The sequence below is a fragment of the Kitasatospora sp. NPDC056800 genome, assembly GCF_042789775.1.
Lineage (GTDB): Bacteria > Actinomycetota > Actinomycetes > Streptomycetales > Streptomycetaceae > Kitasatospora.
In genome coordinates, this window is record NZ_JBHUAL010000160.1 from 1 (window position 1) to 22,715 (window position 22,715).

Genomic DNA, 22,715 nt, shown 5'->3' on the forward strand with positions numbered 1-22,715 from the left:
GGCGTGCTCCGTGCTGCTCGTTCCCCGGCTCAGCCGAACCAGGGGAATACCGGAGGCCTAGTGGTCCCCTTTGGGGGGTGTGGTGGTGGGGTCGCTCCCTTTCGGGGGCTCGGCCGCCTTGGTGTACAGCTGGATCTGGGTGTTCGGGTCGACCTGGGTGCCGGCCGGCGGGTTGCTCTGGAGGATCGTCGCGTTCGGGTCCGGGGGACCGCTGACCACGACGTAGGTCAGGCCGAGCGCCTTCAGCTGGTCGGCGGCGGCGCCCAGCTTGACGTTCGCCAGCGGCGGGACCTGGGGCTTGTCCTGCGCCTTGAAGATCGTCAGCGAGATCTTGCTGTTGGCCGGGGCCTTGGTGTTGGCCGGGATCGACTGCGAGGCGACGGTGTTGACCTTGCTCGGGTCGGGGGCCGGGGCGGTCTTCGAGACGTCCACCTGGAAGCCGAGGCCCTGGAGGGTCGCCTGCGCGTCCTCCTTCTGGGCCCCGGCCACGTTCGGGACGGTCACCTTGGCCTTGCCCTGCGACACGGTCAGCTTGATCGGGGCGCTCGGGTCGACGGCCGCGTTGGGCGCCGGGTCCTGGGCGGTGACGGTGTCCTGCGCGGCGGTGTCGTCGTCCTTGTACTCGGTGGTCACGTTGGTGAAGCCGAGGTCGGCGAGCGCCTTGGTGGCCTGGTCCTTGGGCTTGCCGACCACACCGGGGACCTGCGCCTTGGCCGGGCCCGAGGAGACCTGCACCGTGATGGTGGAGGTCTCGGCGACCTGGGTGCCGGACTGCGGGGTCTGGGTGCAGACCTGGTCCTTCTTGATGTTGGTGTCCGGGCAGGCGATCTTGTCGCCCTCGGTCACCACGAGCTTGGCACCGGCCGCGGCGGCGGCCGTCTTGGCCTCCGCCAGGGTCTTGCCGACCAGGTTCGGCGCGGTGACCTTCGCGGTCTCCTTGGTGCCCTTGTCGGCGAACATCGCCTGGGCGACGAAGAAGGTGCCGACCAGGACCAGCACGGCGGCCACCGCCAGCACGATCCAGGAGGTGTTGCTCTTCTTCGGCGGGTCCTCGCCCCGTCGGCCCCCGCCGCGGCCGTAGCCGTCGTCGTAGCCGTCGTTGCCGCCCGCCTGGCCGGCGTAGGTCTGGCCGTAGCCGTCGTCCTGGTAGCCGCCCTGCTGCCCGTAGCCGGGCTGCCCGGAGGCCTGCGGCAGGACGGTGGTCGGGCCGCCGGGCTGCTGCGGCAGCACGTTGGTCTGGCCGTACGGGTCGTGCTGCTGCGGGTAGCCGTTCTGGTCGTAGCCGTAGCCGCCCGGGCCCATGCCGTACGCGGCCTGCTGGGCGGCGGCCACCGGCAGGCCGTCGAGGAAGCGCTCGATGTCGTCGCGCATCTCGTCGGCGCTCTGGTAGCGGTAGTCGCGGTCCTTGGCGAGCGCCTTCAGCACGATCGCGTCGACCTCGGGGCGCACCTCGGGGTCGAAGACCGACGGCGGCTGCGGCTCCTCCCGGACGTGCTGGTAGGCCACCGCGACGGGCGAGTCGCCGACGAACGGCGGGCGCACGGTCAGCAGCTCGTAGAGCAGGCAGCCGGTGGAGTAGAGGTCGGAGCGGGCGTCGACCTGCTCGCCCTTGGCCTGCTCGGGGGAGAGGTACTGGGCGGTGCCGATGACGGCCGAGGTCTGCGTCATGGTCATCCCGGCGTCACCCATCGCACGGGCGATGCCGAAGTCCATGACCTTGACGTTGCCCTGCCGGGTCAGCATCACGTTGGCCGGCTTGATGTCGCGGTGCACGATGCCGGCCCGGTGCGAGTACTCCAAGGCCTGGAGGATGCCGATGGTCATCTCCAGCGCCCGCTCGGGCAGCAGCCGGCGGCCGGAGTGCAGCAGCTCGCGCAGCGTGGACCCCTCGACGTACTCCATCACGATGTACGGGATGGAGATGCCGTCGATGTAGTCCTCGCCGGTGTCGTACACGGCGACGATGGCGGGGTGGTTCAGGGACGCCGCCGACTGCGCCTCGCGGCGGAACCGGGCCTGGAACGACGGATCCCGGGCCATGTCGGCCCGGAGCGTCTTCACAGCGACGGAGCGGCCGAGTCGGGTGTCATGGGCGAGGTACACCTCGGCCATGCCGCCGCGTCCGAGGACGCCGCCGAGCTCGTACCTGCCGCCGAGGCGACGAGGCTCTTCCATAGTTCCGACCCTCTCCCTCACCCGCCGGTGAGGTTGTGACGTAGGTGTCCCCGCACGCTCTGGGTGACGCCGCGCGGTCCGCGACCGGTTCTCCGGCCGGGCCGTGCGGTGCCTCGCGGGCGGCAACGGGCACACCCGCTGCTGGCGGATACGCTACCGGTCGGACCGCAGCGGACCGGAGTCAGCCGTCGGCCGATACCAGACCGGTATCCGGACGGGGCTGCCCATCGTGACATTCCCCTCACCCCGGACCCGCGCTCCTACTTGCCGAGTGCGGCCTGCATCACCGCCTTGGCGATCGGGGCGGCGAGGCGGCCGCCGCTGATGCCGTCGCGGTTCTGGGAGCCGTCCTCGACCACCACCGCGACCGCGACCGACTGGCCGTCCGGGGTCTTCGCCCAGGAGGTGAACCAGGCGAACGGGAGCCCGGCGTTGTCCTCGCCGTGCTGCGCGGTGCCGGTCTTGCCACCGACCTGCAGGCCGGGGATCTTGGCGTTGGTGCCGGTGCCGTTCTCGACCACCGAGACCATCAGGTCCTGCATCTTCTGCGCGGTGGCCGGGCTCATCGCCTGGGAGAACTGCTTCTCGGTGTGCTTGGAGACGGTGGTCAGCGTGGCCGAGCGCTCCTGGTCGACCAGGTACGGCTGCATCAGGCTGCCGTTGTTGGCGATCGCGGCGGAGACCATGGCCATCTGGAGCGGGGTGGCGCGGGTGTCGTGCTGGCCGATCGAGTCCTGGGCGGTGCCGTCCGGGCTCGAGCTGTCCGGGAAGACGCTCTTCTCGGAGCGGACCGGGGTGTCGATCGTGCTGTTGAAGCCGAACTTCTCGGCCTGCGCCCGCATCCGCTCCTTGCCCAGGTCCGCGCCCATCTTGGCGAAGACCGTGTTGCAGGACTGGTCCATCCCGGACTTGATCGTGGCGTTCTCGCAGCGCTCGTTCGGGCTCTCGTTCTTCAGCTGGGTGGTCGTGCCGGGCAGGACGTACGGCTCCGGGGTGTCCGTGGCGTCGTCGATGCTCTGGTAGCGGCCGTTCTCGAACGCCGCGGTCGCGGTGACCAGCTTGAAGGTCGAGCCGGGCGGATAGGTCTCCTTCAGCGCCCGGTTGAGCGTCGGCTTGTTCGGGTCCGCGTCGAGGGCCTTCCAGGCGTTCTGGTCGGCCGTCTCGCCGCCGGCGAAGGTGCCCGGGTCGTAGGACGGGGTGGAGACCAGGCCCAGGATCGCGCCGGTCTTCGGGTCGAGCGCGACCACCGCGCCCTTCTTGTTGCCCATCGCGTCGAAGGCGGCCTTCTGCACCTTGGCGTTGATGGTGGTGACGACGTCGCCGCCGCGCTTCTGCTCGCCCGTCAGCATGTCCAGGGTGTTGCGGAAGAACAGCCGGTCGTCGGTGCCGGAGAGGATGCCGTCCTCCAGGTTCTCCAGCTGGCTGGAGCCGTAGGCCTGGGAGGAGTAGCCGGTCACCGGGGCGTACATCGGGCCGTCGACCCAGGACCGCTTGTACTTGTAGCGCAGGCCGTTGACGAAGTCGGACTTCGTGACCGGCTGGCCGCTGACGATGATGTTGCCGCGCGGGTGGGCGTACCGGTCGTACAGCTGGCGCTTGTTGTTCTTGTTGGTGGCCCAGGACTCGGCCTGGACGCCCTGCACCCAGTTGGTGCGCACCATCAGGGCCAGGATCAGGACGAGGCAGAAGATCGATACCCGGCGGATCGGCTTGTTCATCGGGCTGGTCCCTCCTGGCCCTCGGTGGCCGGGGCCGGTTCGGCCCCCGGTCGGCGGGCGCTGTCGCTGATCTTCAGCAGGATCGCGACCAGCGCCCAGTTGGCGACCACGGACGAACCGCCCTGCGCGAGGAACGGCATGGTCATACCGGTGAGCGGGATCAGCCCGGTGACACCGCCGGCCACGACGAACACCTGGATCGCCATCGCCGAGGAGAGGCCGACGGCGAACAGCTTGCCGAACGGGTCGCGGGCGGCGAGCGCGGTGCGCAGGCCGCGCTGCACCAGCAGGGCGTACAGCAGGAAGATCGCCATCAGGCCGGTCAGCCCGAGCTCCTCGCCGAACGAGCCCAGGATGAAGTCGCTCTTGGCGGCGAAGGCGATCAGCCAGGAGCGGCCCTGGCCCAGGCCGGAGCCGGTGACCCCGCCGGAGCCGAGCGCCATCAGCGACTGGCCGATCTGCTCGGTGGCGCCCTTCGGCGGGTTGGCGCCGAAGGCGGCCATCGGGTCGAGCCAGGCGTCGATGCGGACCTTCACGTGGCTCGCGGTCGAGGCGACCGCGACCGCGCCGCCGACCGACATCAGCAGGCCGAACAGGATCCAGCTGGTCCGCTCGGTGGCGACGTAGAGCATCACCACGAACAGGCCGAAGAACAGGAAGGACGTGCCCAGGTCGTTCTCGAAGATCAGGATCAGCAGGCTGAGCAGCCAGATCACGATGATCGGGCCGAGGTCGCGGCCGCGCGGCAGGTACAGGCCCATGAACCGGCGGCTGGCCAGCGCCAGGGCGTCCCGCTTGACCATCAGGTAGCCGGCGAAGAACACGGTCAGGACGATCTTGGCGAACTCGCCCGGCTGGATGGAGAAGCTGCCCATCCGGATCCAGATCTTGGCGCCGAAGTCCTCCGCCCGGGACGGGAAGAAGGCCGGCGCCGCGAGCAGGACCAGGGCCACCACCATCGAGATGTAGGTGTAGCGCTGGAGCACCCGGTGGTCCTTCAGCAGCACCATCACCCCGATGAAGCCGGCGATCCCGAGGGCCGACCACATCAGCTGGTTCTCGGCCGCCGGGTAGTTGCCCCGGAGCAGCTTTCCCGCCTTGTCCAGCCGCCAGATCATCACCACCCCGAGGCCGTTGAGCAGGGTGGCGATCGGCAGCATCAGCGGGTCCGCGTACGGCGCGAAGCGGCGCACCAGCAGGTGCGCGACCAGTGCCAGGGCGCCCATGCCGAGCCCGTAGCCGAGCATGCCCGCGGGCAGCTTGGCGTCCATCGCGAGGCCGACGTTGGCGTACGCGAGGACCGGCAGCAGCACCGCGAAGACCAGCAGGGCCAGCTCGGTGTTGCGCCGGTTCGGCGCCTCCTGCGGGGAGATCGTGGTGTTGCCCCGCCGACGGGGGATCGTGCGTTCGGCCGCCGCCCGGCGTCGGCCGGACCGGGTGGTTTCCTGGCTCAGGTCGTAGCTGCTCACGTGGTGACCGCTCCCTGACGGCCGGCAAACCCGCTCGGGGCGGTCCTATGTCGGATCACGGACGTCACTGCTTCGGGCAGGAGTTGGCCCGGCTGAGTTCCTCTTCGGTCAGTGGGGGGGCCTGGTCGCCCTGCGCGCCGGTGGCCGGAGGGGTCGCGTTCGGCGCCGGGGCGGGTGCCGTCGGGGCGGTCGGCGAGGCCGGGGGCGCGGTGGTCGGCGTGGTGGCGGCCGGCCCGCGGTTCTTCTCGGTCGGGGTGGGCGTGCTGGCCAGGTACGCGGCCTGCGTCGCCTGGGTGGCGGGCGGTACGGCCGGGGCGGTCGCCTTGGCGGCCTTCTGGCAGAGCTGGACCCAGCCGTCGAGCTCGTTGACCGTCGACTGGGCGTCCTTCATGCTGCCGACCGAGATGGTCTTCTTCACGTGGACCTGCTGGTCCTCGGGCAGCCACTTCAGCTGGATCCTGCTGTACGAGGAGTGCACCGAGGACAGGCTCACCCCGGCCAGGTTCTGGTTGATGCCCTGGTAGATCGCGACGTGGTCGTCCTGGGTGCCGACGTAGTACTGGTCCTGGGTCCACTGGTAGCCGAAGTAGCCGGCGCCGCCGAGCAGGCCCAGCGTGACAAGGGCGGCCAGCGAGACCGTCAGGCCCTTGCGCTTGCGCCTCGAGGGCCGCTCCTCGTCGAAGTCCTCGGTGCCGTACACCGAGGGCTCGCCGGAGCCGGGGCCGTACTCGCCCTCGTAGCCCTCGGCGGGACCGAAACCGTTCTGCGCGGGGCCGAAGCCCTCCGCGTAGCCCTCGGCCGGGCCGAAGGCGCCCTGCGGGCCGCGGCCGAGGCCGGCGGCGCGGCCGGCCGGGGTGTCCGCGATCGAGCGGTCGGCGGCGGCCGAGGATGGCGGGGCGTCGGCGACCGCGCCGACCACCACCGGGACGTCGTTGAACTGGCCGCTCATGGTGTCCGTGGCGCCGACGTCGATGACGTCCGCCACGATGCAGGTGATGTTGTCCGGACCGCCGCCGCGCAGCGCGAGCTGGATCAGCTCCTGCACGGTCTGCTCGGGCGCGTAGTAGCTGCCGAGGGTGTCCTGGAGGGTCTGGTGGCTGACCGGGCCGGAGAGGCCGTCGGAGCAGATCAGGTAGCGGTCGCCGGCCCGGACCTCGCGGATCGACAGGTCGGGCTCGACCTGGCCGCGGCCGTCCAGCGCCCGCATCAGCAGCGAGCGCTGCGGGTGGGTCTCGGCCTCCTCGGGCGTGATCCGGCCCTCGTCGACCAGGCGCTGCACCCAGGTGTGGTCCTGGGTGATCTGCACCAGGGAACCGTCGCGCAGCAGGTAGGCGCGGGAGTCGCCGACGTGCACCATGCCCATCCGCTGGCCCGTCCACAGCATGGCGGTGAGCGTGCAGCCCATGCCCTCCAGCTGCGGGTCCTCCTCGACCATCTGCCGGAGCCGGTCGTTGGCGCCCTGGACGGCGTCGCCCAGCAGGGTCAGCAGGTCGGGGCCGGGCACGTCCTCGTCCAGCCGGACGATCGAGCCGAGCACCTCGGAGGAAGCGACCTCGCCGGCCGCGGCGCCGCCCATGCCGTCGGCCACGGCCAGCAGCCGCGGCCCGGCGTAGCCGGAGTCCTCGTTCCCCTCCCGGATCAGTCCCTTGTGGGAGCCGGCGGCGAAGCGCAGCACCAGGGTCATGCGACCTGTGCCCCCCTCTGGGTCATGGACGGGATGCTGTCCCTCATGCGCTACTACTTCCGCAGTTCGATGACGGTCCTGCCGATACGGATCGGCATGCCCGGCTGGAGCGGAGTGGGCGCGGTCAGGCGCTGCCGGTCCAGATAGGTGCCGTTGGTGGAGCCTAGATCCTCGACCGTCCACTGCCCAGTCTGATCCGGATAGATCCTGGCATGCCGGGAGGACGCGTAGTCGTCGTCCAGCACGATGGTGGAGTCGTGCGCGCGGCCGAGCGTGATGGTCTGGCCCTGGAGCGCCACCGTGGTGCCGGCCAGCGAGCCCTGCACCACGACGAGCTGGGTCGGACCGCCGCGGCGGCGCCCGCCGCCGCCCTGGGTCTGGGCCGCCGCGGGGCCGGCCTGGGTCGGCGCCGCGGCGCGTGCGGCGGTCGAGGTGGCCGCGCCGCCGCCGGTCGTGGCGCTCGCGCCCCGACGGGAGGAGCGCGGGTTCACCTTGGTGCCGAACAGGTCGCTGCGGATCACCTGGATCGCGACGATGACGAACAGCCACAACACGGCCAGGAAGCCCAGCCGCATGACCGTGAGGGTCAGTTCTGACATGACCGTCCCGCCAGTCGGTGAGCGAGGCGCGCGAACAATTCGGACACTACCCTTCGACCTGCCGGTAGACGATGGTGGTGGAGCCCACGACGATTCGCGAGCCGTCGCGGAGCGTAGCGCGCTGGGTGTGCTGTCCGTCCACCACGATGCCGTTGGTGGACCCCAGGTCGAGCACCATCGAAGGGGTGCCGGGCCGGATCTCGGCGTGCTTGCGGGAGACCCCGGGGTCGTCGATCCGCACGTCCGCCTCGGTCGAGCGGCCGAGCACGCAGGCCGAGCCGGTGATCTGGTGGCGGGCGCCGTTCACCTCGATCCAGCGGCGCGTCCCGGCGCCGCCGTGGCCCGCGCCGGGGAACGCCCGGACGTTGCCGCCCGCGGGCGCCGGCTGACCGGGGGGCATCGCGGGGGGCGCGGCCGGCGGCGGGGGCGCGTTGTACTGGCCGGCGCCGGGCTGCTGCCACGGTGCGCCGGGGGCCGGGGCGGCCGGCGCACGGTCGTAGCCGGGCTGCGGCGGCGCGTACTGCTGCTGCTGCTGCTGCGGGGGCTCCTCGGCGGCGAGGGTGCGGCTGCGCACCCGGTACAGCCCGGTGTCCAGGTCGTCGGCCTTCTCCAGGTTCACCTGGAGCGGGCCCATGAAGGTGTACCGCTGGGCCTCCGCGTACTCGCGGACCATGCCGGCCAGTTCGGTGCCGAGCTGCCCGGAGTAGGGGCTCAGCCGCTCGTGGTCGTGCGGGCTCAGCTCGACGATGAAGTCGTTCGGCACGACGGTGCGGTCGCGGTTCCAGATGCTCGCGTTGTTGTCGCACTCGCGCTGCAGCGCTCCGGCGATCTCCACGGGCTGGACCTCGGACTTGAACACCTTGGCGAAGGTGCCGTTGACGAGACCCTCGAGCCGCTGCTCGAACTTCTTCAGCACTCCCATGGGGCACCCCCTTCCAGGGTTCGTTCGCCTGCCTGCCGGCCGGATCCCGCCCGGGACCCGGTCGCGCCTCCTACTTGCGGTACTTCCGTACTGATCGTATCCACGCCGGGCCCTTCCGTACGGTTCCCGGACCGTGTGGTGCCCGGGGGTGGGCTCGGACACACAGGGTGACGCATGTCGGGTACGGCACGCCAGGTGTGCCCGTCGGAGCACCCTTCCGGCAGTCGCACGGGCGTGCGTCGGGCATCGGTTCGGGTGCCGTGGGCCTCCCCGGACAACGGATTCGGAGCAGCCCCCCAGGTCGTGCTAATGTTTTCCACGTCGGAAGGGCCGCCCGAAAGGGAGGCCGGTCCAGGAAGCGCGAAGTACCGATGGTACCGAGTGGTTCGGAAGACCGGTCGGCAACGAGGACAACACCCATGCGCGGGTGGCGGAATAGGCAGACGCGCTGGATTCAGGTTCCAGTGCCCGAAAGGGCGTGGGGGTTCAACTCCCCCCTCGCGCACAGCGAAGCCCCGCAGATCTACGGATCTGCGGGGCTTTTTTGTCGTCCGCTCCCCGGTGGCGTGGATTTCGGGGGCGGGCGGGATCAGCCGCGGCTGGCCGGGAGTTCGGCGCGGACCTCGAAGCCGCCGTCCGCGGTCGGCCCGGCGGTGAGGGTGCCGCCCAGCAGCTGGGCGCGCTCGCGCAGGCCGACCAGGCCGTGGCCGCCGCCCGGCAGGGTCTCGGCCGGACGCACCGGCGGGGCCTCGTTGCGGACCTCGACGCGCAGCCGGCGGCCCTTCGCCCGGACCCGGACGTGCACCGCCGCCTCCGGGGCGTACTTGGTGATGTTGGTGAGCGCCTCCTGGACGGTGCGGTAGGCGGCCCGCTCGACCGCCTCCGGCCACGGGCGGTCGCCGGGGACCAGCTCGGTGTCCGCGGCCAGGCCGCTCTGCTCGATCAGCCGGGGCAGGTCGGCCAGCCGGGGCTGCGGGGCGAGCGGGGCGTCCGGCAGCCCGCCGGTGCCGCGCAGCACCCCGACCATCTGCCGCAGCTCGTCCAGGGTCCGTACGGACAGTTCGCGGATGGTGCGGGCGGCGGTCACCGCGGCCGGGTCGGGGCTGCTCACCTGGAGCGCGCCCGCCTGGATGCTGATCAGGCTGACCTGGTGCGAGACCACGTCGTGCATCTCCCGGGCCAGCCGGCCGCGCTCGCTGATCAGCACCCGCTCGGCCAGCAGCCGGCTCTCCCGCTCCTGGCCGCGGGTCAGCTCGTCCAGCCGGGCGGCCAGCTCCCGCCGGGTGCGGGCGAGCAGACCGGTGGCGGCCGGGCCGGCCGCCAGCATCACGGCCTGGATGGCGTCCAGCGCGGTGGCGCGGCTGAGGTCGAGGACGTCCTGGGGCAGCGGCCAGTGGAAGAACTCGACCAGCGCGAACAGGACGCCGCAGGGGATCACGACCCGGGGGCGGGGGCGCTCGGCGGCCACCGAGTAGACGGCCGTGATCGGGGCCAGCCAGATCTCGTCCACCCAGCTGCCCGGCATGGTGAGGAGCAGTGCCACCACCGGGAAGCGGCGGCGCCAGAACAGGGCGACGGCGGCCAGCGTGGACAGCGCCACCTGCCACCAGGCGGCCTCCCGGGCCACCAGGGCGGCGTCCAGCAGGCCGTACAGGACGGGCAGCAGCAGCATCAGCCAGGGGGCGGTGCACCAGGCCGGCAGCCGTCGGGACGGCAGTTGGTCGGCGGTCGTCATGCCCCGTCGCCGGGCTTGGGCCGGACCAGACCGGCCCGGTGGGCCAGGACGGCGGCCTGGACCCGGTTGGCGGCGCCGAGTTTGCCGAGGATCGCGCTGATGTGGTCCTTGACCGTGCCGGTGCCGAGGAACAGCCGGTCGGCGATCTCGGCGTTGGACAGGCCCTCGCCGAGCAGCGAGAGCACGTCCAGCTCGCGGCCGGTGAGGGTGCGGGCGAGCGCGGTGGCCTCGGCGTCCGGGCCGCCGCCGTCCACGTAGCCGCCGATCACGGTGCGGGTGACGGTCGGGGAGAGGATGTTGCCGCCGGCCGCGAGCACCCGGACGGCGTGCACCAGCTGGTCGGGGGCGGTGTCCTTGAGCAGGAAGCCGGCCGCGCCGGCCCGCAGCGCGGTGCCGATGTACTCGTCGGTGTCGAAGGTGGTGAGCATCGCCACGGCGGGCGGGTCGGGCAGGGCGCGCAGGCGGCGCAGCACCGAGATGCCGTCGAGGTCGGGCATCCGGATGTCGAGCAGCACCACGTGCGGGCGCAGCCGCTGGACGTGCTCCTCGGCCTGCCCGCCGGAGCAGTCGCCGACCACCTCCAGGTCGGGGGCGGAGCCGACGATCAGCCCCAGGCCGGAGCGGACCAGGATCTCGTCGTCGACGATCAGCACGCGGGTGGTGGTGATGGTGCCTCCTCGGTTCGGGCGGCCGGGTCGGGGCGGTCCGCGTGGGTCGTTTCGAGGGTAGGGGTAGGCGGGGCGGGGTGCCGAACGTGCGGCGGGCGCTCACCCCCGCCGTTCGGCGGGGGTGGGAATCCGCTACCCGGTTCACGCAATTCTCAGGCTGGGTGGGGAAACATGGAGTTGGCTGACTCTTTTCCGGCCGCTTCTCCATTTCGGGCGGTCGGCCGGGCGAGGTCGCCGGTCAGTCCGTCGGGCCCGAGCGGGCGCCCGGCGCCGGGCCGTTCGCGGATGCGCCCCACCATCTGATCGTTTGGAATTGAGCTGTGTCGTCCACTGTGAAGTCGGAGCCGTCCGCCACGTCCCCCGGGCCCCGGCCCGTCGACGAGCCCGGTCGCTGGCGTCCGAGGGCCGCCGCGGCCTCCGTCTGGTACCTGCGGCTGATCGCGCTGCTGAACGTGGCGACGGTCCTGCTGGTGCCCTTCCGGAACCAGGTCAGCGAGCACAACGAGGGTGAGTACTTCACCCCGTACCTGATGACCTCCGGGCTGGCCAGCGCGGTGCTGTCGGTCTTCCTCGCGATCGCGATGCGGCGGCGCAAGCGGGCCGCGTGGATCTTCAACACGGCGCTCGGCGGTCTCTTCGCGCTGCTCTACCTGGCGTTCATGCTGGTGCCGGACGAGCGCTTCAACAGGCACCCGCTCAACTACTTCTCCACCGTCCTGACCTGCCTGTTCGTCCTGGCGCTGCTGGTCGGGCGGAAGGAGTTCACGTCCAAGGGCGACAGCTCCAACCCGAAGACCGCGGCGGCCACCTTCGTCGGCGGGCTGGCGTTCGGCGGCGGGGTCGGGGCGCTGCTGGTCTGGATGACCAACGAGCTCTCCGGCGCCGGCTTCTGGGACCTGTTCCGGTACTCGGTCGGCCGGATGATCACGATCACCCCGACCGAGCACCTGCGCTCGGTGATCGCCGCGCCGACCTGGGTGAACGCCGCGATCAACGCGATGGGCGCGGTGCTCTTCATGCTGGTGCTGTACGTCGCCTTCCGCAGCCCGCGCGGCAAGGAGCTGCTCACCGCCGAGGACGAGGCCAGGCTGCGCGGCCTGCTGGACAAGCAGGGCGAGCGGGACTCGCTCGGCTACTTCGCGCTGCGCCGGGACAAGGCGGTGGTCTTCTCCCCCAGCGGCAAGGCGGCGGTCACCTACCGGGTCATCGGCGGCGTCTCGCTCGCCTCGGGCGACCCGATCGGGGACCCGGAGGCCTGGCCGGGCGCGATCGACGCCTGGCTGTCCGAGGCCCGCGAGCACGCCTGGGCGCCGGCCGTGATGGGCGCCTCCGAGGAGGCCGGGGTGATCTACGCCCGGCACGGGCTGGACGCGCTGGAGCTGGGCGACGAGGCGATCGTCGAGCTGGACGAGTTCTCGCTGGACGGCCGCGCGATGCGGGTGGTCCGGCAGGCCTACAACCGGGTCAAGCGGGCCGGGTACACGGTGCGGATCCGCCGGCACGAGGACATCTCCGAGGCGGAGATGGCCGAGCTGGTGGCCAAGGCCGACGAGTGGCGCGACGGGGCGACCGAGCGCGGCTTCTCGATGGCGCTCGGCCGGCTCGGCGACCCGGGCGACGGCCGCTGCGTGATGCTGGAGTGCCACGACGGGGACGGCGAGCTCAAGGCGCTGCTGAGCTTCGTGCCGTGGGGCCCGGACGGGCTCTCGCTGGACCTGATGCGCCGGGCCCGGGACACCGAGAACGGCCTGATGGAGTTCATGGTCATCGAGCTGCTGCAGCGCGCCGACGAGGTCGGGCTGAAGCGGGTGTCGCTGAACTTCGCGATGTTCCGTTCCGTCTTCGAGCGCGGTTCGCGCCTCGGCGCCGGCCCGGTGCTGCGGCTGTGGCGCTCGATCCTGGGATTCTTCTCGCGCTGGTGGCAGATCGAGTCGCTGTACCGCGCCAATGCCAAGTACCGCCCGATCTGGGAACCGCGTTACCTGCTCTTCGAGAAGAGCAGCGAGATTCCGCGGATCGGTATCGCGAGCGCGCGCGCCGAGGGTTTCATCGTCGCGCCGAGCCTGCCCGCCCTGTTCCGCCGCCGGCACGCCCGGGCCGCCGTGGTGGCGCCGCGGGTCCCGGTGGCGGCCCGGGACGGGAAGGGGTAGCCCTCCGTCGGGGGGCGGAGGGGACCGGCCGGTCGAATTGGGGGGCTGATGGGGGGATTGCCTCCCCCCAGAGGATGACCCGACTCCCCATCCGTGCCGATGTGGCTTTGTTAACTGGCTTCTAATGTTGGAGTAGTAGAGCGTTCGGGGATTCGGAGAAACTGTTGTGATGCACAGGACCCACGCGGGGGGCGTGCGAAAGGGGCCGCTGGCAATCGCCGGAGCGGCCGCTGTCGCCGAGTGGGGAACGCTGTTCGCGACGGTCCGGGACGCGGTGGTGCGAAAGAAGTTCGCCGCCGTTCCCCTGGCCACCGTCGCGACGTTTCTGATCCTGCTGTTCAGCGTCGTCCAGCACCTGCCGGGCGGCGAGCGCTTCGTGAACAACATCGGGGTGGTGCGGGCGGCGCTGCCGCTGGACGTCTCGCTGCTGCGGACCCCGCTCTCCCTGTACGTGCCGGCGCTGGACCTTCCGGTCTGGGGGGCGCTGGCCCAGGTGTTCGTGGTCTTCTCGATCGCCGAGATCGTGCTCGGCCGGCGGATGACCCTGGTGGTCGCCTACACCTGCACCCTGGCGGGCACGCTGTTCGCCCGGGTCGGCGTGGCGATCGGGCCGCACCACCTGTTCGGCTTCCCGAAGTGGGTCGCCTACGTGCGGGACACCGGGCCCTCGGCCGCAGTGGTGGCGCTGGCGATCTGCATCGCGTTCCGCTGCCGGGCCTGGCTCACCGCCGGCCTGGTGGTGGCGGTGATGATCGGCGAGGCGGTCGTGCTGCCGAACCTGGCCGGTCTGGAGCACGTGGTCGCGGTGATCACCGCGCTGCTGATCGCCGTCTCGGTCGAGGTCTTCGGGGACTTCTGGCCGCGGGTGCTGGCCGGGGTCGGCGCCGCCGCCTCGGTGGCCGCGGCCGCCTCGCGGGAGGTCGCGGTGGAGGCCCGGCGGCGCACCTCGGCGGGGGCCGTCATCCCCTGACGGGCGCCGACCGCGCTCAAGCCGGCCGCGTACGGGTGCCCGTACGCGGCCGTTCGGTGTCCGGGGCCCGTCGGCGCGGCCGTCAGGCGTGCGGGAGCGGGAGCTCGAACCAGACGACCTTGCCCACCGCCTTGCGGGCGGTGCCCCAGCGCTCGGCGAGCTTGGTGACCAGGGTGAGGCCGCGGCCGGTCTCGCCGAGCTGCTCGGCCGGCTCCAGCGAGGGCAGGTTGTGGTTGTCGTCGCTGACCTCGACCAGCAGTTTGTCCACCCGGATCAGCTGGAGCTTCACGGTGTCCCGGGCGACCCGGACGGCGTTCGTCACCAGCTCGCTGACCAGCAGCTCGGTGGTGTCGCTGAGCGCCTCCAGGTGCCAGCCGGCCAGCTGCTCGCGGACCAGCGAGCGGGCCCGGCCGACCTCGCGGTGGTCCACGGTGAGGTCCCAGGTGGCCACCTCGGACGGGGCGACCCCGTCGAAGCGGGCCACCAGCAGGGCGACGTCGTCCTTGCGGTCGTCCGAGTGCAGTCGGCGCAGCACCACGTCGCAGGCCTGCTCGGGGCTCTGCCGGGGGTCGATCAGGTTGCCGCAGAGCGCGGCCAGGCCCGCTCCTATGTCCCCGCCCCGGACCTCGACCAGGCCGTCGGTGCAGAGCACCAGCATCGAGCCGTCCGAGACGTCGATGGTCTTGGCGACGAACGGCACCCCGCCGACGCCGATCGGCGCGCCGGCCGGGATCTCCAGCAGCTCGCCGGTGCCGTCCGGGTGCACCAGGACGGGCGGGACGTGGCCGGCGCTGGCCAGCTCGCAGGTCCGGTTGATCGGGTCGTAGACCGCGTACAGGCAGGTCGCGAGGTGGTCGTCGCCGAGCTTGTGGGCCAGGTTGTCCAGGTGGCGCAGCAGCTGGCCGGGCGGCAGGTCCAGGGCGGCGAGGGTCTGCATCGCGGTGCGGAAGCGGCCCATCGCGGCGGCCGAGTGGATGCCGTGGCCCATCACGTCGCCGACCACCAGGGCGACCCGGCTGCCGGGCAGCTGGATGGCGTCGAACCAGTCGCCGCCGACCTCGGCCTTGGGGTCGCCGGGCAGGTAGCGGTGGGCGATCTGTACGCCGGGGATCTGCGGCGGGCGGGTCGGGATCATCGAGCGCTGCAGGGTGGTGGCGACCCTGGCCTCGGCGCGGTGCAGCCGGGCGTTGTCCAGCGACAGCGCGGCGCGGACGGCCAGCTCCTTGAGCGTCGCGGCGTCGCTCTCGTCGAAGGGCGCGCGGTCCGGCAGCCGGAGCAGCTTGAGGATGCCCAGCACGGTGCCGCGGGCGGAGAGCGGGACGACCAGCATCGAGCGGCCGGTGACCACCGGGGTCAGCCGGGCGTCGCCGAGCGCGATCGCGTAGTCGACCGCGACGTCCGGGCTGACCACCGGGACCAGCACCGGCTGGTTCAGCTGCAGGGCCATCCCGGGCGGGGTGCGGCGGGGCATGCTGACCAGCGAGCCCTCAGAGAGCACGTGGTCCCAGACGCCGCCGGTCTCGTTGTAGACCAGGGCGACCCGGCGCAGCATGGTGTCGTCGTCCGGGCGGGCGGCCGGCAGCTCGGAGTCCGAGATCAGCCCGTCCACCAGGTCCACGCAGGCGAAGTCGGCGACCCGGGGGACCAGCACCTGGCAGAGCTCGTGGGCGGTGAAGCCGAGGTCCAGCGTGGTGCCGACCTTGCCGCCGACCTCGTTCAGCAGGGCCAACTGCTCGCCGGCCTGCCCGTTGGTGAGGAACGGGCCGAGCCGGCCGCCGGTCGGGCCCTCGCCGCCCGCGGGGGCGGGGACCGGGACGGTGGCGGGCGGGGCCTGGTCGGTGCGCAGCGGCGGACGGCCGGTGGCGGACGGCTCGACGGTGGCGTGCTCGATGGCTGCGGCTCCTGCGGTGGGCGGGGGCACCTCCCGGCCGGAGGCGGGGGGAGGGACGGACGGGCCGGCGCCCGCCGAGCCGCCGCCGACGGCGGCCACCGGCCGGACGGCGGAGGGGGCCGCGGGCTGGGCGGCGGGGCGGTCCGGGGTCTCGCGCTGGACGGGCAGCGGGCCGGGCGGACGGCGGCCGGGCGCGCCCTGCTCGGGCTGCGGCGGCGGGCCGACCCGGGCGACCCGCTGCTGGGGCGTCGGGTAGCGGCGGCCGAGGCCGGCGGCCGCCTGCGCCCTGCCGGTCTGGGCGTCGGCGGGCAGCACCGGCAGCACGGTGGCCGGGTCCAGCCGCAGGGCGGGCAGTCCGCCCCGTTCCAGCGCGGCCAGCAGCGCCGCGCGGTGGGCGGCGGGCAGCAGCCGGACCAGCGGCTCGGGCACCGGCAGGCCGGCCGGGGTGAGCGCTGCGGCCAGGGCGTGGAAGCCGCCCCGGACGCCGGGCGCGGCGGCGAAGGGGAGCAGCCGCTCGCCGAGCGCGAGCCGCGGCCCGGTGGCGCGCAGCGGGCGGGCGTCGGCGGCCAGCGCCAGCAGCCCGCCGACCGGGCCGGGCAGCGGGTACGCCCACCAGAGCACGTCGCGCTGGTGCTCCTCGCGGTCGGTGACGGTCAGCCTTCCGATCCAGGGGCGGCCGTCGGCCGTCCGCTCGGCGAGGGTGTCGAACGCGTCGCAGGGGCGGCGGACGGAGCAGCGTTCGAGCACCCGCGACTCCAGGGCGGGCAGCAGGCCGGAGGCCGGGCGGTCGTGGGCGACGTCGGCGCGGTGGCCGAAGAGCTCCTCGGCGGCCCGCCCCCACTGCGCGATCCGGCCGGACCGGTCGACCAGGACGGGGGCGAGCCGGACCAGGGCGGCCACCCCCGTCGGGTGGTCGCCCGGCGCGGTTCCGTCGCCCGCCGGCCGCGGTGTGGAGTTGGACTCGGCCACCATGGATTCGCTCTGCTCCCGCCTGGCCGCCGCGCCCGGGGCGGCCGTCTCTCCGGAGGAAGGCACGCTGTGCGGATACCAGCGAAGCACGGACCGGGCCGGGCTCGACACCGAAACGGGGAGATTCCTCAGGATCGGTTGCGTGTCGCGCGCCGCGCGCCGGTCCGTACCCCCGGTTCACCCGGACGGGGCCCGCGATCACGGCGGTAGGGTGGCAGGCCGGACCGCCCGTACGAGTGGTCCGCAGGACGCCGCCGGCCGGACGAGACAGAGGCGAGAAGTTGAGCGCGCAGAGCCCCGCCCGCTGGACCGACCCGGAGCAGCAGGCACTGGAGGAGCGGGTCGCCGCCGCCGAGCTGGCCTGGCTCAGCATGGACGTGGACGTCCAGACGCTGCGGGTCGAGATCGACAACTTCGCGCTGATCCACCACCAGCTGCTCGGCCCGCTCTACGCCCGGCTGGACGAGCTGGACGCGCTGGTCGCCGAGGCCGTGGCGGCCCGCACCGGCCTGCCGGAGGACCTGCGCCGGGCCGCCGAGGCGCGCCGGCAGGTCGACGAACTGCCCGACCTGGACGCGCTGTTCGACTCGGTGCGGGAGCAGACCGGCCAGGACGGCGAGCCGGCCCCGCCGCCGCCCGCCGCGCCGGAGCGGGTGCGGCCCGGCAAGGAGGCCCAGCGGATCTACCGCGAGCTGGTCCGCCGCGCCCACCCCGACCTGACCACCGACCCGGGCGAGCAGCAGCGCCGGGCCGCCTTCCTGGTCCGGGTCAACGAGGCCTACGCGTACGGGGACGCGGGCGTGCTGGGGGCCCTGGCCGCCGAGTGGTCCACCGCGCCGGAGGCCGCGCCCGCCGTCGACTCCCCCGACCGCTCGGACTGGCTGCGCCGCCGGCTGGACTGGCTGACCGCCAAGATCGCCGAGACCGCCACCGAGCAGGTCCGGCTGGAGCAGACCCCGATGGGGCAGCTGCTCGCCCTCGCCCCGCAGGACCCGGACCGGCTGCTGGAACAGCTCGCCGAGGAGCTGCTGGCCAAGGCCGCCGGGCAGCAGGCCGAGCTGGCGCGGCTGCTCGGCGGCCCGGCCCCGGCGGACGGCCCGTCCTCCGGCGCCCACGGCACGGCGCCGGTGGGCGACAATGGCACGCACCCGCCCCAATCCCAGGAGAGCCACACGATGTTCCCGCAGATCCCCTCCGCCGACGCCGCCGCCGTGCCCGCCGACGCCGCCCTGCTGGACGTGCGCGAGCAGGACGAGTGGGACGCCGGCCACGTGGACGGCGCCCTGCACATCCCGATCGGCGAGGTGATCGCCCGGCTCGGCGAGCTGCCGGACGAGAAGCTGTACGTGCTCTGCCGGGTCGGCGGCCGCTCCGCGCAGGTCGTCCAGTACCTGGTGCAGCAGGGCCGGGAGGCCGTGAACGTGGACGGCGGGATGTACGCCTGGCAGGGTGCGGGCCGTCCGATGGTGAGCAGCACCGGCCAGGAGGCCTTCGTCCTCTGACGGCCCCCGCCCCACGGCCCTTAGGGCAGGATGGGCGCGCGCGAGCGCGCCGGCACCGGGCCGGCGGTGCCCGCCGACCGGTCGGGGGAGGCCATGACCGAGACGACGGACCGGCCGGCTGCCGGACGGGCCTGGTCCAGGCCCGCGCAGCTGGTCCTCGGCTTCGCCGGGGCGGTGCTGGCCGGCGGCACCGGGCTGTTCCTCGCCGCGGTCTTCCTGCACGTCGCGCCCGCCAACTCGGTGTCCCGGCAGTACCGGGACGAGGTCGACGGCCTGGTGTACCCGGAGTTCGAGCAGAACTGGAAGCTGTTCGCGCCCAACCCGCTCCAGCAGAACGTGAGCGTGGACGCCCGGGTCCGCACCGCCGCGCCCGCCGGGGCCACCCGTACCGGGGACTGGATCGGGCTGACCGCGCAGGACATCGCCGCGATACGGGGCAACCCGGCGCCCAGCCACGTCGACCAGAACCTGCTGCGCCGGGCCTGGGACTTCTACGACGGCACGCACAACCCTCAGGACGAGAGCCCGGCCTCCCCGCGCGGCCGGCTCGCCGAGCAGTACCTCAAGCGGATCGCCCTGCAGCGGATCGGCCGGGAGGCGGACGGCGAACGGGTCCTGGAGATCCAGTTCCGCTCGACCGCGGTCACCGTCCCGCCGCCGTCCTGGAGCGGCGAGCCCGCGCCGGCGGCGCCCCGGGTGCGGGAGCTGCCGTGGTGGCCGGTGGCGGACGAGGACTACCGGGGGCTGCTCGGATGAACGAGGCGACGGTACGGCCCGACCGGCCCGACGGGGCGCTGCCGCCGGGTGCGGCGGTGCCGTCCGGCGGTGTGCCGCGGCAGGCCGGGGCCGGGCGGGCGGCGGAGCCCGGTGCGGTGCGGGAGGCGCGGCAGGCGCGCGGGCCGCGGGCGCCGCTCGGGCGGGCGGCGGAGGCCTTCACCGGACGGGTGCTCGGCCGCCACCAGGCCGCGGTGGTGCGGATCGGCTTCGGGCTGGTCTGGCTGGCCTACCTGCTGCGCGAGTGGCCCCACCGGCGGGTGCTGTACGGCGACCGGTCCCCCTGGTCGACGGAGCTGGCCCAGCGGCTGCTGGCCGACAACGGGGCGCTCACCGTGCTGCCCTGGTTCGGCGGGCGGCTCTGGTTCGAGCTGGTCTACCACCTGGCGGTGCTGGCCGCCCTGGCCGTGCTGCTGGGCTGGCGGACCAGGGCGAGCACCGTGCTGTTCCTGGTCACCGTGCTGTCCCTGCAGAACCGCGACGTCTTCCTCGGCGACGGCGGCGACAACGTCGTCCACCTGATGGCGGTCTACCTGGTCTTCACCCGCTGCGCCGAGGTCTGGTCGCTGGACGCCCGAAGGCCCCGGCCGGGGCGGACCGGGCTGGTGCTCTGGGCGGTGCTCGGGGCCGTCCTGGCGGCCTGTCAGTTCGGCGGCTTCGCGGGCGACACCCTGACCTGGACCGACCGGGCCTTCCCGTACCTCGGCTGGTCGCCGCTGTTCTGGGGGCTCTGGGCGGTGGCCGGGCTCTGGTGGACGCTCGGCCGGCTGCGGCCGGACGGCGAGCCGCGGGCGGTGCTCGACGCACTGGCGACCATGGTGCACAACTGCGCGATGCTGGTGATCGCCGTCGAGGTGGTGCTGATCTACGCCACGGCCGGCTGGTACAAGGTGCAGGGCTCGCGCTGGCAGGACGGCACCGCGCTGTACTACCCGCTGCACCTGGACTACTTCGCCCCCTGGCCGGGACTGTCCGCGCTGGTCGGCTCGGCGCTGCTGCCGGTCTTCCTGGTCTCGTACGGCACCGTGGTCCTCCAGGTGGCGTTCCCGTTCACGCTGGTCAACCGGCGGGTCAAGAACGTCCTGCTGGCCGTCATGGTGCTGGAGCACGCGGGGATCGCGGTGGTGCTCGGGCTGCCGGTGTTCTCGCTCGCGATGATCGCGGCGGACGCGGTCTTCCTGCCGACCGGGGCCCTGCTGTGGGTGGCGGCGCGGCTCCGCCGGAGGTCGGGCCCGGCCCCGGAGATCACGCCCTAGGATGGCGCTATGTCCTGGTTCGCCGCACTTCGTGACACCGCGCGGACCGGGCTCACCCTGGACCGGGCGCTCACCGACCCCAAGCGGGCGGTGCGCGGGGCGGTCGCGGTGGCGCTGGTGCTCTTCCCGACCCTCGCGCTCGGCGGGGTCGCGCTCGCCACCTCGGCCGCGATGGGCGCGTTCATCGCCGGCTCGGCGACCTTCCAGCGCAGCTTCCGGCCCCGGGCCAGCCTCGCCGTCGCGGCCGGGGCCGGACTCGGCATCAGCACCTTCCTCGGCTACCTGGCCGCCGGCGTCCCCGGACTGTTCCCGGTACTGCTCGCGGTCTGGGCCTTCGGCGCCGGGCTGGCCTGGGCGATCGGGCCCACCGCCGGGGTGGTCGCCACCAACACCGTCTCGGTGATGCTGATCGTCGTCCAGCTCCCCGTCAGCACCGTCACCGCGCTCAGCCACGGGCTGGTCGCCGCCCTCGGCGGGGTCGTCCAGGCCACCGTCATCACCGTCTGGCCGATCGGCAGCTGGACCGCCCAGCGGCAGGCCCTCGCCGACACCTACGCCGAACTCGCCGACTACGCCCGGCGGTTGCGGCAGGACCCGACCGCGCACGTGGACCCGGAACCGTTCATGACGGCCCGCCACGCGGCCGCCCTCACCCCCTGGCAGGACCGCCACCGGCCGCCCGAGCTGCGCGGCCTGCGCGGCATCGCCGAGCGCATCCGGCCCACCCTCGCCGCACTCGCCGACCCCAAGGTGGGCGCCCCCGAGGAAGGGCCCGAACGGGACCGGGCCCGGGAGGTGCTGGCGGCCGCCGCCGAGGTCATGGACGCCCTCGCCCGGGCCATCCGCACCGGCGACCCGGTCCGGCTCCCCCGCTCCGCGCCCTCGCTCACCCTGGTCGGCTCCGACGACGGGCCGCGGCTCCAGGGCGCGGCCCGGCGCTCCGCCCGGCGGCTCGGCGGGCTGCTGCGCAAGGCCGCGGACACCCTGGACCGCAACGACGAGGACACCATCACCACGCCCGTGGTCGGGGCCGGCGGGGCGCTGCGCAAGCCCACCATCGCCCGGATGCTGCCGGTCGCGGCGCGGGCCGTCCGGCGGCAGCTGCACCCGCGCTCGGCGATCTTCCAGCACGCCGTCCGGCTCGCCGGGGTGGTCACCGTCGCCTACCTGCTGGCCCGGCTCGTCGGGTTCCACCACGGGTACTGGGCGCCGATGACCGCCGCGATGGTGATGCGGCCGGACTTCGCGCAGACCTACAGCCGGGGCGTCGCCCGGCTGGCCGGGACGGTGGTCGGAGTCGCCGTCTCGACGCTCGTGGTGCAGCTGCTCCACCCCGGGGAATGGGTGCTGGCCGCGCTGGCGGTGGTCTGCATCGGCGGGGCGTACCTCGCGTTCCGCACCGGGTACGCGCTCACCACCGTCGGGATCTCCACGTACGTGGTGTTCCTGCTCGGGCTGCAGGAGGGCAACCCGCTGGTGACGGCCTTCGAACGGGTCGGGCTCACCCTGCTCGGCGGGTCGATCGCGCTCGTCACGTACGCGCTGTTCCCGACCTGGCAGACCGCCCGGCTCGGCGAACGGCTCGCCGAGTGGCTGGCGGCCGCCGGACGGTACGCGGGGGCGGTGATCGCCTGCTACGAGAAGCCGGCGGCGCCGCGCGGGCGGGTCGTGCGGAGCGCGCTGCTGGACTCGCGGGAGGCGCGGTCCGAACTGATCCAGGCGATGCAGCGGGCCGACGCCGAACCGGGCCGGCACGAGACCGGACTGGCCGGGGTCAGCCGGCGCCAGATCGACCGGGCCCGGGCGGCGGTCGGGGCCCTCGGGCGGGCGGCCGTCCTGCTGGAGGCCCACCTGCCGGCGGCGGACGCGGAGCCCGTGCCGGGGACCGGGGAGTACGCGGAGGAGCTGCGGCTGGCGACGGCGCTCGCGGCGGCGGCGCTGCTGACGGGGCAGGCGGTGGAGTTCGGGGCGGTGCGGGATGCGCAGGCGCGGTTGGAGGAGGGGTTGGCGGGGGCGCCGGCGGGGGTGCAGCGGGATGTGGTGCGGGCGGGGGTTCGGTTGGTGGGGCAGGCTCTGCGGGACTTGGAGCGGGCTCTGCGGGGGTCTTCTGTGGGGGAGGGCTCTCGGGAGGGTGGGGGGCCGGGGGCGGCTCCGGGGGTGGCCGCTCCGGGGGCTGGGTGATTTTCAGACTGCCAACCCTGGAGGTGGGGCGTTCAGATCGTTGGCAGTCTGA

General features: G+C 73.5%; 15 protein-coding genes and 1 tRNA gene. 7 read left to right on the top strand and 9 right to left on the bottom strand.

All coding sequences use genetic code 11. The features are described 5' to 3' along the window. Positions 1-57 precede the first annotated feature (57 nt). From pknB to ACFRQN_RS29005, 6 genes are all read right to left on the bottom strand, one after another. Complete coding sequence (pknB, locus tag ACFRQN_RS28980) at positions 58-2,175, bottom strand: Stk1 family PASTA domain-containing Ser/Thr kinase (protein WP_074001950.1); 2,118 nt, start codon at positions 2,173-2,175, stop codon at positions 58-60. A gap of 260 nt (positions 2,176-2,435) precedes the next feature. Continuing rightward, positions 2,436-3,893, bottom strand: coding sequence for a peptidoglycan D,D-transpeptidase FtsI family protein (locus ACFRQN_RS28985; RefSeq protein ID WP_380743150.1), 1,458 nt, complete (start codon positions 3,891-3,893; stop codon positions 2,436-2,438). Further along, complete coding sequence (locus tag ACFRQN_RS28990) at positions 3,890-5,293, bottom strand: FtsW/RodA/SpoVE family cell cycle protein (protein ID WP_074002167.1); 1,404 nt, start codon at positions 5,291-5,293, stop codon at positions 3,890-3,892. The genes ACFRQN_RS28985 and ACFRQN_RS28990 overlap by 4 nt, the downstream gene beginning before the upstream one ends. Positions 5,294-5,426: 133 nt before the next feature. Then, on the bottom strand, positions 5,427-7,046 hold the full coding sequence (locus ACFRQN_RS28995; RefSeq protein WP_074001952.1) for a PP2C family serine/threonine-protein phosphatase: 1,620 nt from the start codon (positions 7,044-7,046) through the stop codon (positions 5,427-5,429). A 53-nt stretch (positions 7,047-7,099) separates the two neighbouring features. Next, positions 7,100-7,645, bottom strand: coding sequence for an FHA domain-containing protein (locus tag ACFRQN_RS29000; protein ID WP_074001953.1), 546 nt, complete (start codon positions 7,643-7,645; stop codon positions 7,100-7,102). A gap of 46 nt (positions 7,646-7,691) precedes the next feature. Further along, positions 7,692-8,567, bottom strand: coding sequence for an FhaA domain-containing protein (locus ACFRQN_RS29005; RefSeq protein WP_380743152.1), 876 nt, complete (start codon positions 8,565-8,567; stop codon positions 7,692-7,694). A 421-nt stretch (positions 8,568-8,988) separates the two neighbouring features. On the opposite strand from ACFRQN_RS29005, the gene ACFRQN_RS29010 reads away from it, so the two are divergent. Continuing rightward, positions 8,989-9,072 (top strand) — tRNA-Leu (locus tag ACFRQN_RS29010). 84 nt (positions 9,073-9,156) lie between these two features. On the opposite strand, the gene ACFRQN_RS29015 is transcribed toward ACFRQN_RS29010, so the two are convergent. Next, the gene (locus tag ACFRQN_RS29015; RefSeq protein WP_380743154.1) at positions 9,157-10,302 is read right to left on the bottom strand and encodes a sensor histidine kinase; all 1,146 of its coding nucleotides are present in this window, start codon (positions 10,300-10,302) and stop codon (positions 9,157-9,159) included. Then, the gene (locus ACFRQN_RS29020) at positions 10,299-10,949 is read right to left on the bottom strand and encodes a response regulator (RefSeq protein ID WP_380662107.1); all 651 of its coding nucleotides are present in this window, start codon (positions 10,947-10,949) and stop codon (positions 10,299-10,301) included. The genes ACFRQN_RS29015 and ACFRQN_RS29020 overlap by 4 nt, the downstream gene beginning before the upstream one ends. Positions 10,950-11,290: 341 nt before the next feature. Here ACFRQN_RS29020 and ACFRQN_RS29025 point away from each other — a divergent pair, with 341 nt between their 5' ends. Then, positions 11,291-13,120 (top strand): phosphatidylglycerol lysyltransferase domain-containing protein, encoded by a 1,830-nt coding sequence (locus ACFRQN_RS29025; protein WP_375877680.1) that lies wholly within the window; start codon positions 11,291-11,293, stop codon positions 13,118-13,120. A gap of 169 nt (positions 13,121-13,289) precedes the next feature. Continuing rightward, the gene (locus ACFRQN_RS29030) at positions 13,290-14,090 is read left to right on the top strand and encodes a hypothetical protein (protein WP_159028583.1); all 801 of its coding nucleotides are present in this window, start codon (positions 13,290-13,292) and stop codon (positions 14,088-14,090) included. Positions 14,091-14,172: 82 nt separating this feature from the next. Here the strand turns inward: ACFRQN_RS29030 and ACFRQN_RS29035 are convergent, their stop codons facing one another. Then, positions 14,173-17,016 carry a SpoIIE family protein phosphatase gene (locus ACFRQN_RS29035; RefSeq protein WP_241852818.1) on the bottom strand — a complete coding sequence of 948 codons (2,844 nt, stop codon included), beginning with the start codon at positions 17,014-17,016 and terminating at the stop codon, positions 14,173-14,175. Between the two features lie 215 nt (positions 17,017-17,231). Here ACFRQN_RS29035 and ACFRQN_RS29040 point away from each other — a divergent pair, with 215 nt between their 5' ends. From ACFRQN_RS29040 to ACFRQN_RS29055, 4 genes are all read left to right on the top strand, one after another. Continuing rightward, positions 17,232-18,452 (top strand): rhodanese-like domain-containing protein, encoded by a 1,221-nt coding sequence (locus ACFRQN_RS29040; protein WP_380743158.1) that lies wholly within the window; start codon positions 17,232-17,234, stop codon positions 18,450-18,452. A gap of 93 nt (positions 18,453-18,545) precedes the next feature. Next, positions 18,546-19,208, top strand: coding sequence for a DUF5819 family protein (locus tag ACFRQN_RS29045; protein WP_049660264.1), 663 nt, complete (start codon positions 18,546-18,548; stop codon positions 19,206-19,208). After that, entirely contained in the window at positions 19,205-20,482 is a 1,278-nt protein-coding gene (locus ACFRQN_RS29050; protein ID WP_380743159.1) for an HTTM domain-containing protein, read from the top strand. Before ACFRQN_RS29045 ends, ACFRQN_RS29050 begins: the two co-directional genes overlap by 4 nt. A gap of 9 nt (positions 20,483-20,491) precedes the next feature. Continuing rightward, positions 20,492-22,663: an FUSC family protein gene (locus ACFRQN_RS29055; protein ID WP_074001958.1), complete on the top strand. Its 2,172-nt coding sequence runs from the start codon at positions 20,492-20,494 to the stop codon at positions 22,661-22,663. Positions 22,664-22,715: the final 52 nt, after the last annotated feature.

Coding starts and splice junctions, on each gene's coding strand:
- pknB (WP_074001950.1), bottom strand. CDS start 2,175: ATGGAAGAGCCTCGTCGCCTCGGCGGCAGGTACGAGCTCGGCGGCGTC.
- ACFRQN_RS28985 (WP_380743150.1), bottom strand. CDS start 3,893: ATGAACAAGCCGATCCGCCGGGTATCGATCTTCTGCCTCGTCCTGATC.
- ACFRQN_RS28995 (WP_074001952.1), bottom strand. CDS start 7,046: ATGACCCTGGTGCTGCGCTTCGCCGCCGGCTCCCACAAGGGACTGATC.
- ACFRQN_RS29000 (WP_074001953.1), bottom strand. CDS start 7,645: ATGTCAGAACTGACCCTCACGGTCATGCGGCTGGGCTTCCTGGCCGTG.
- ACFRQN_RS29005 (WP_380743152.1), bottom strand. CDS start 8,567: ATGGGAGTGCTGAAGAAGTTCGAGCAGCGGCTCGAGGGTCTCGTCAAC.
- ACFRQN_RS29015 (WP_380743154.1), bottom strand. CDS start 10,302: ATGACGACCGCCGACCAACTGCCGTCCCGACGGCTGCCGGCCTGGTGC.
- ACFRQN_RS29030 (WP_159028583.1), top strand. CDS start 13,290: ATGCACAGGACCCACGCGGGGGGCGTGCGAAAGGGGCCGCTGGCAATC.
- ACFRQN_RS29045 (WP_049660264.1), top strand. CDS start 18,546: ATGACCGAGACGACGGACCGGCCGGCTGCCGGACGGGCCTGGTCCAGG.
- ACFRQN_RS29050 (WP_380743159.1), top strand. CDS start 19,205: ATGAACGAGGCGACGGTACGGCCCGACCGGCCCGACGGGGCGCTGCCG.
- ACFRQN_RS29055 (WP_074001958.1), top strand. CDS start 20,492: ATGTCCTGGTTCGCCGCACTTCGTGACACCGCGCGGACCGGGCTCACC.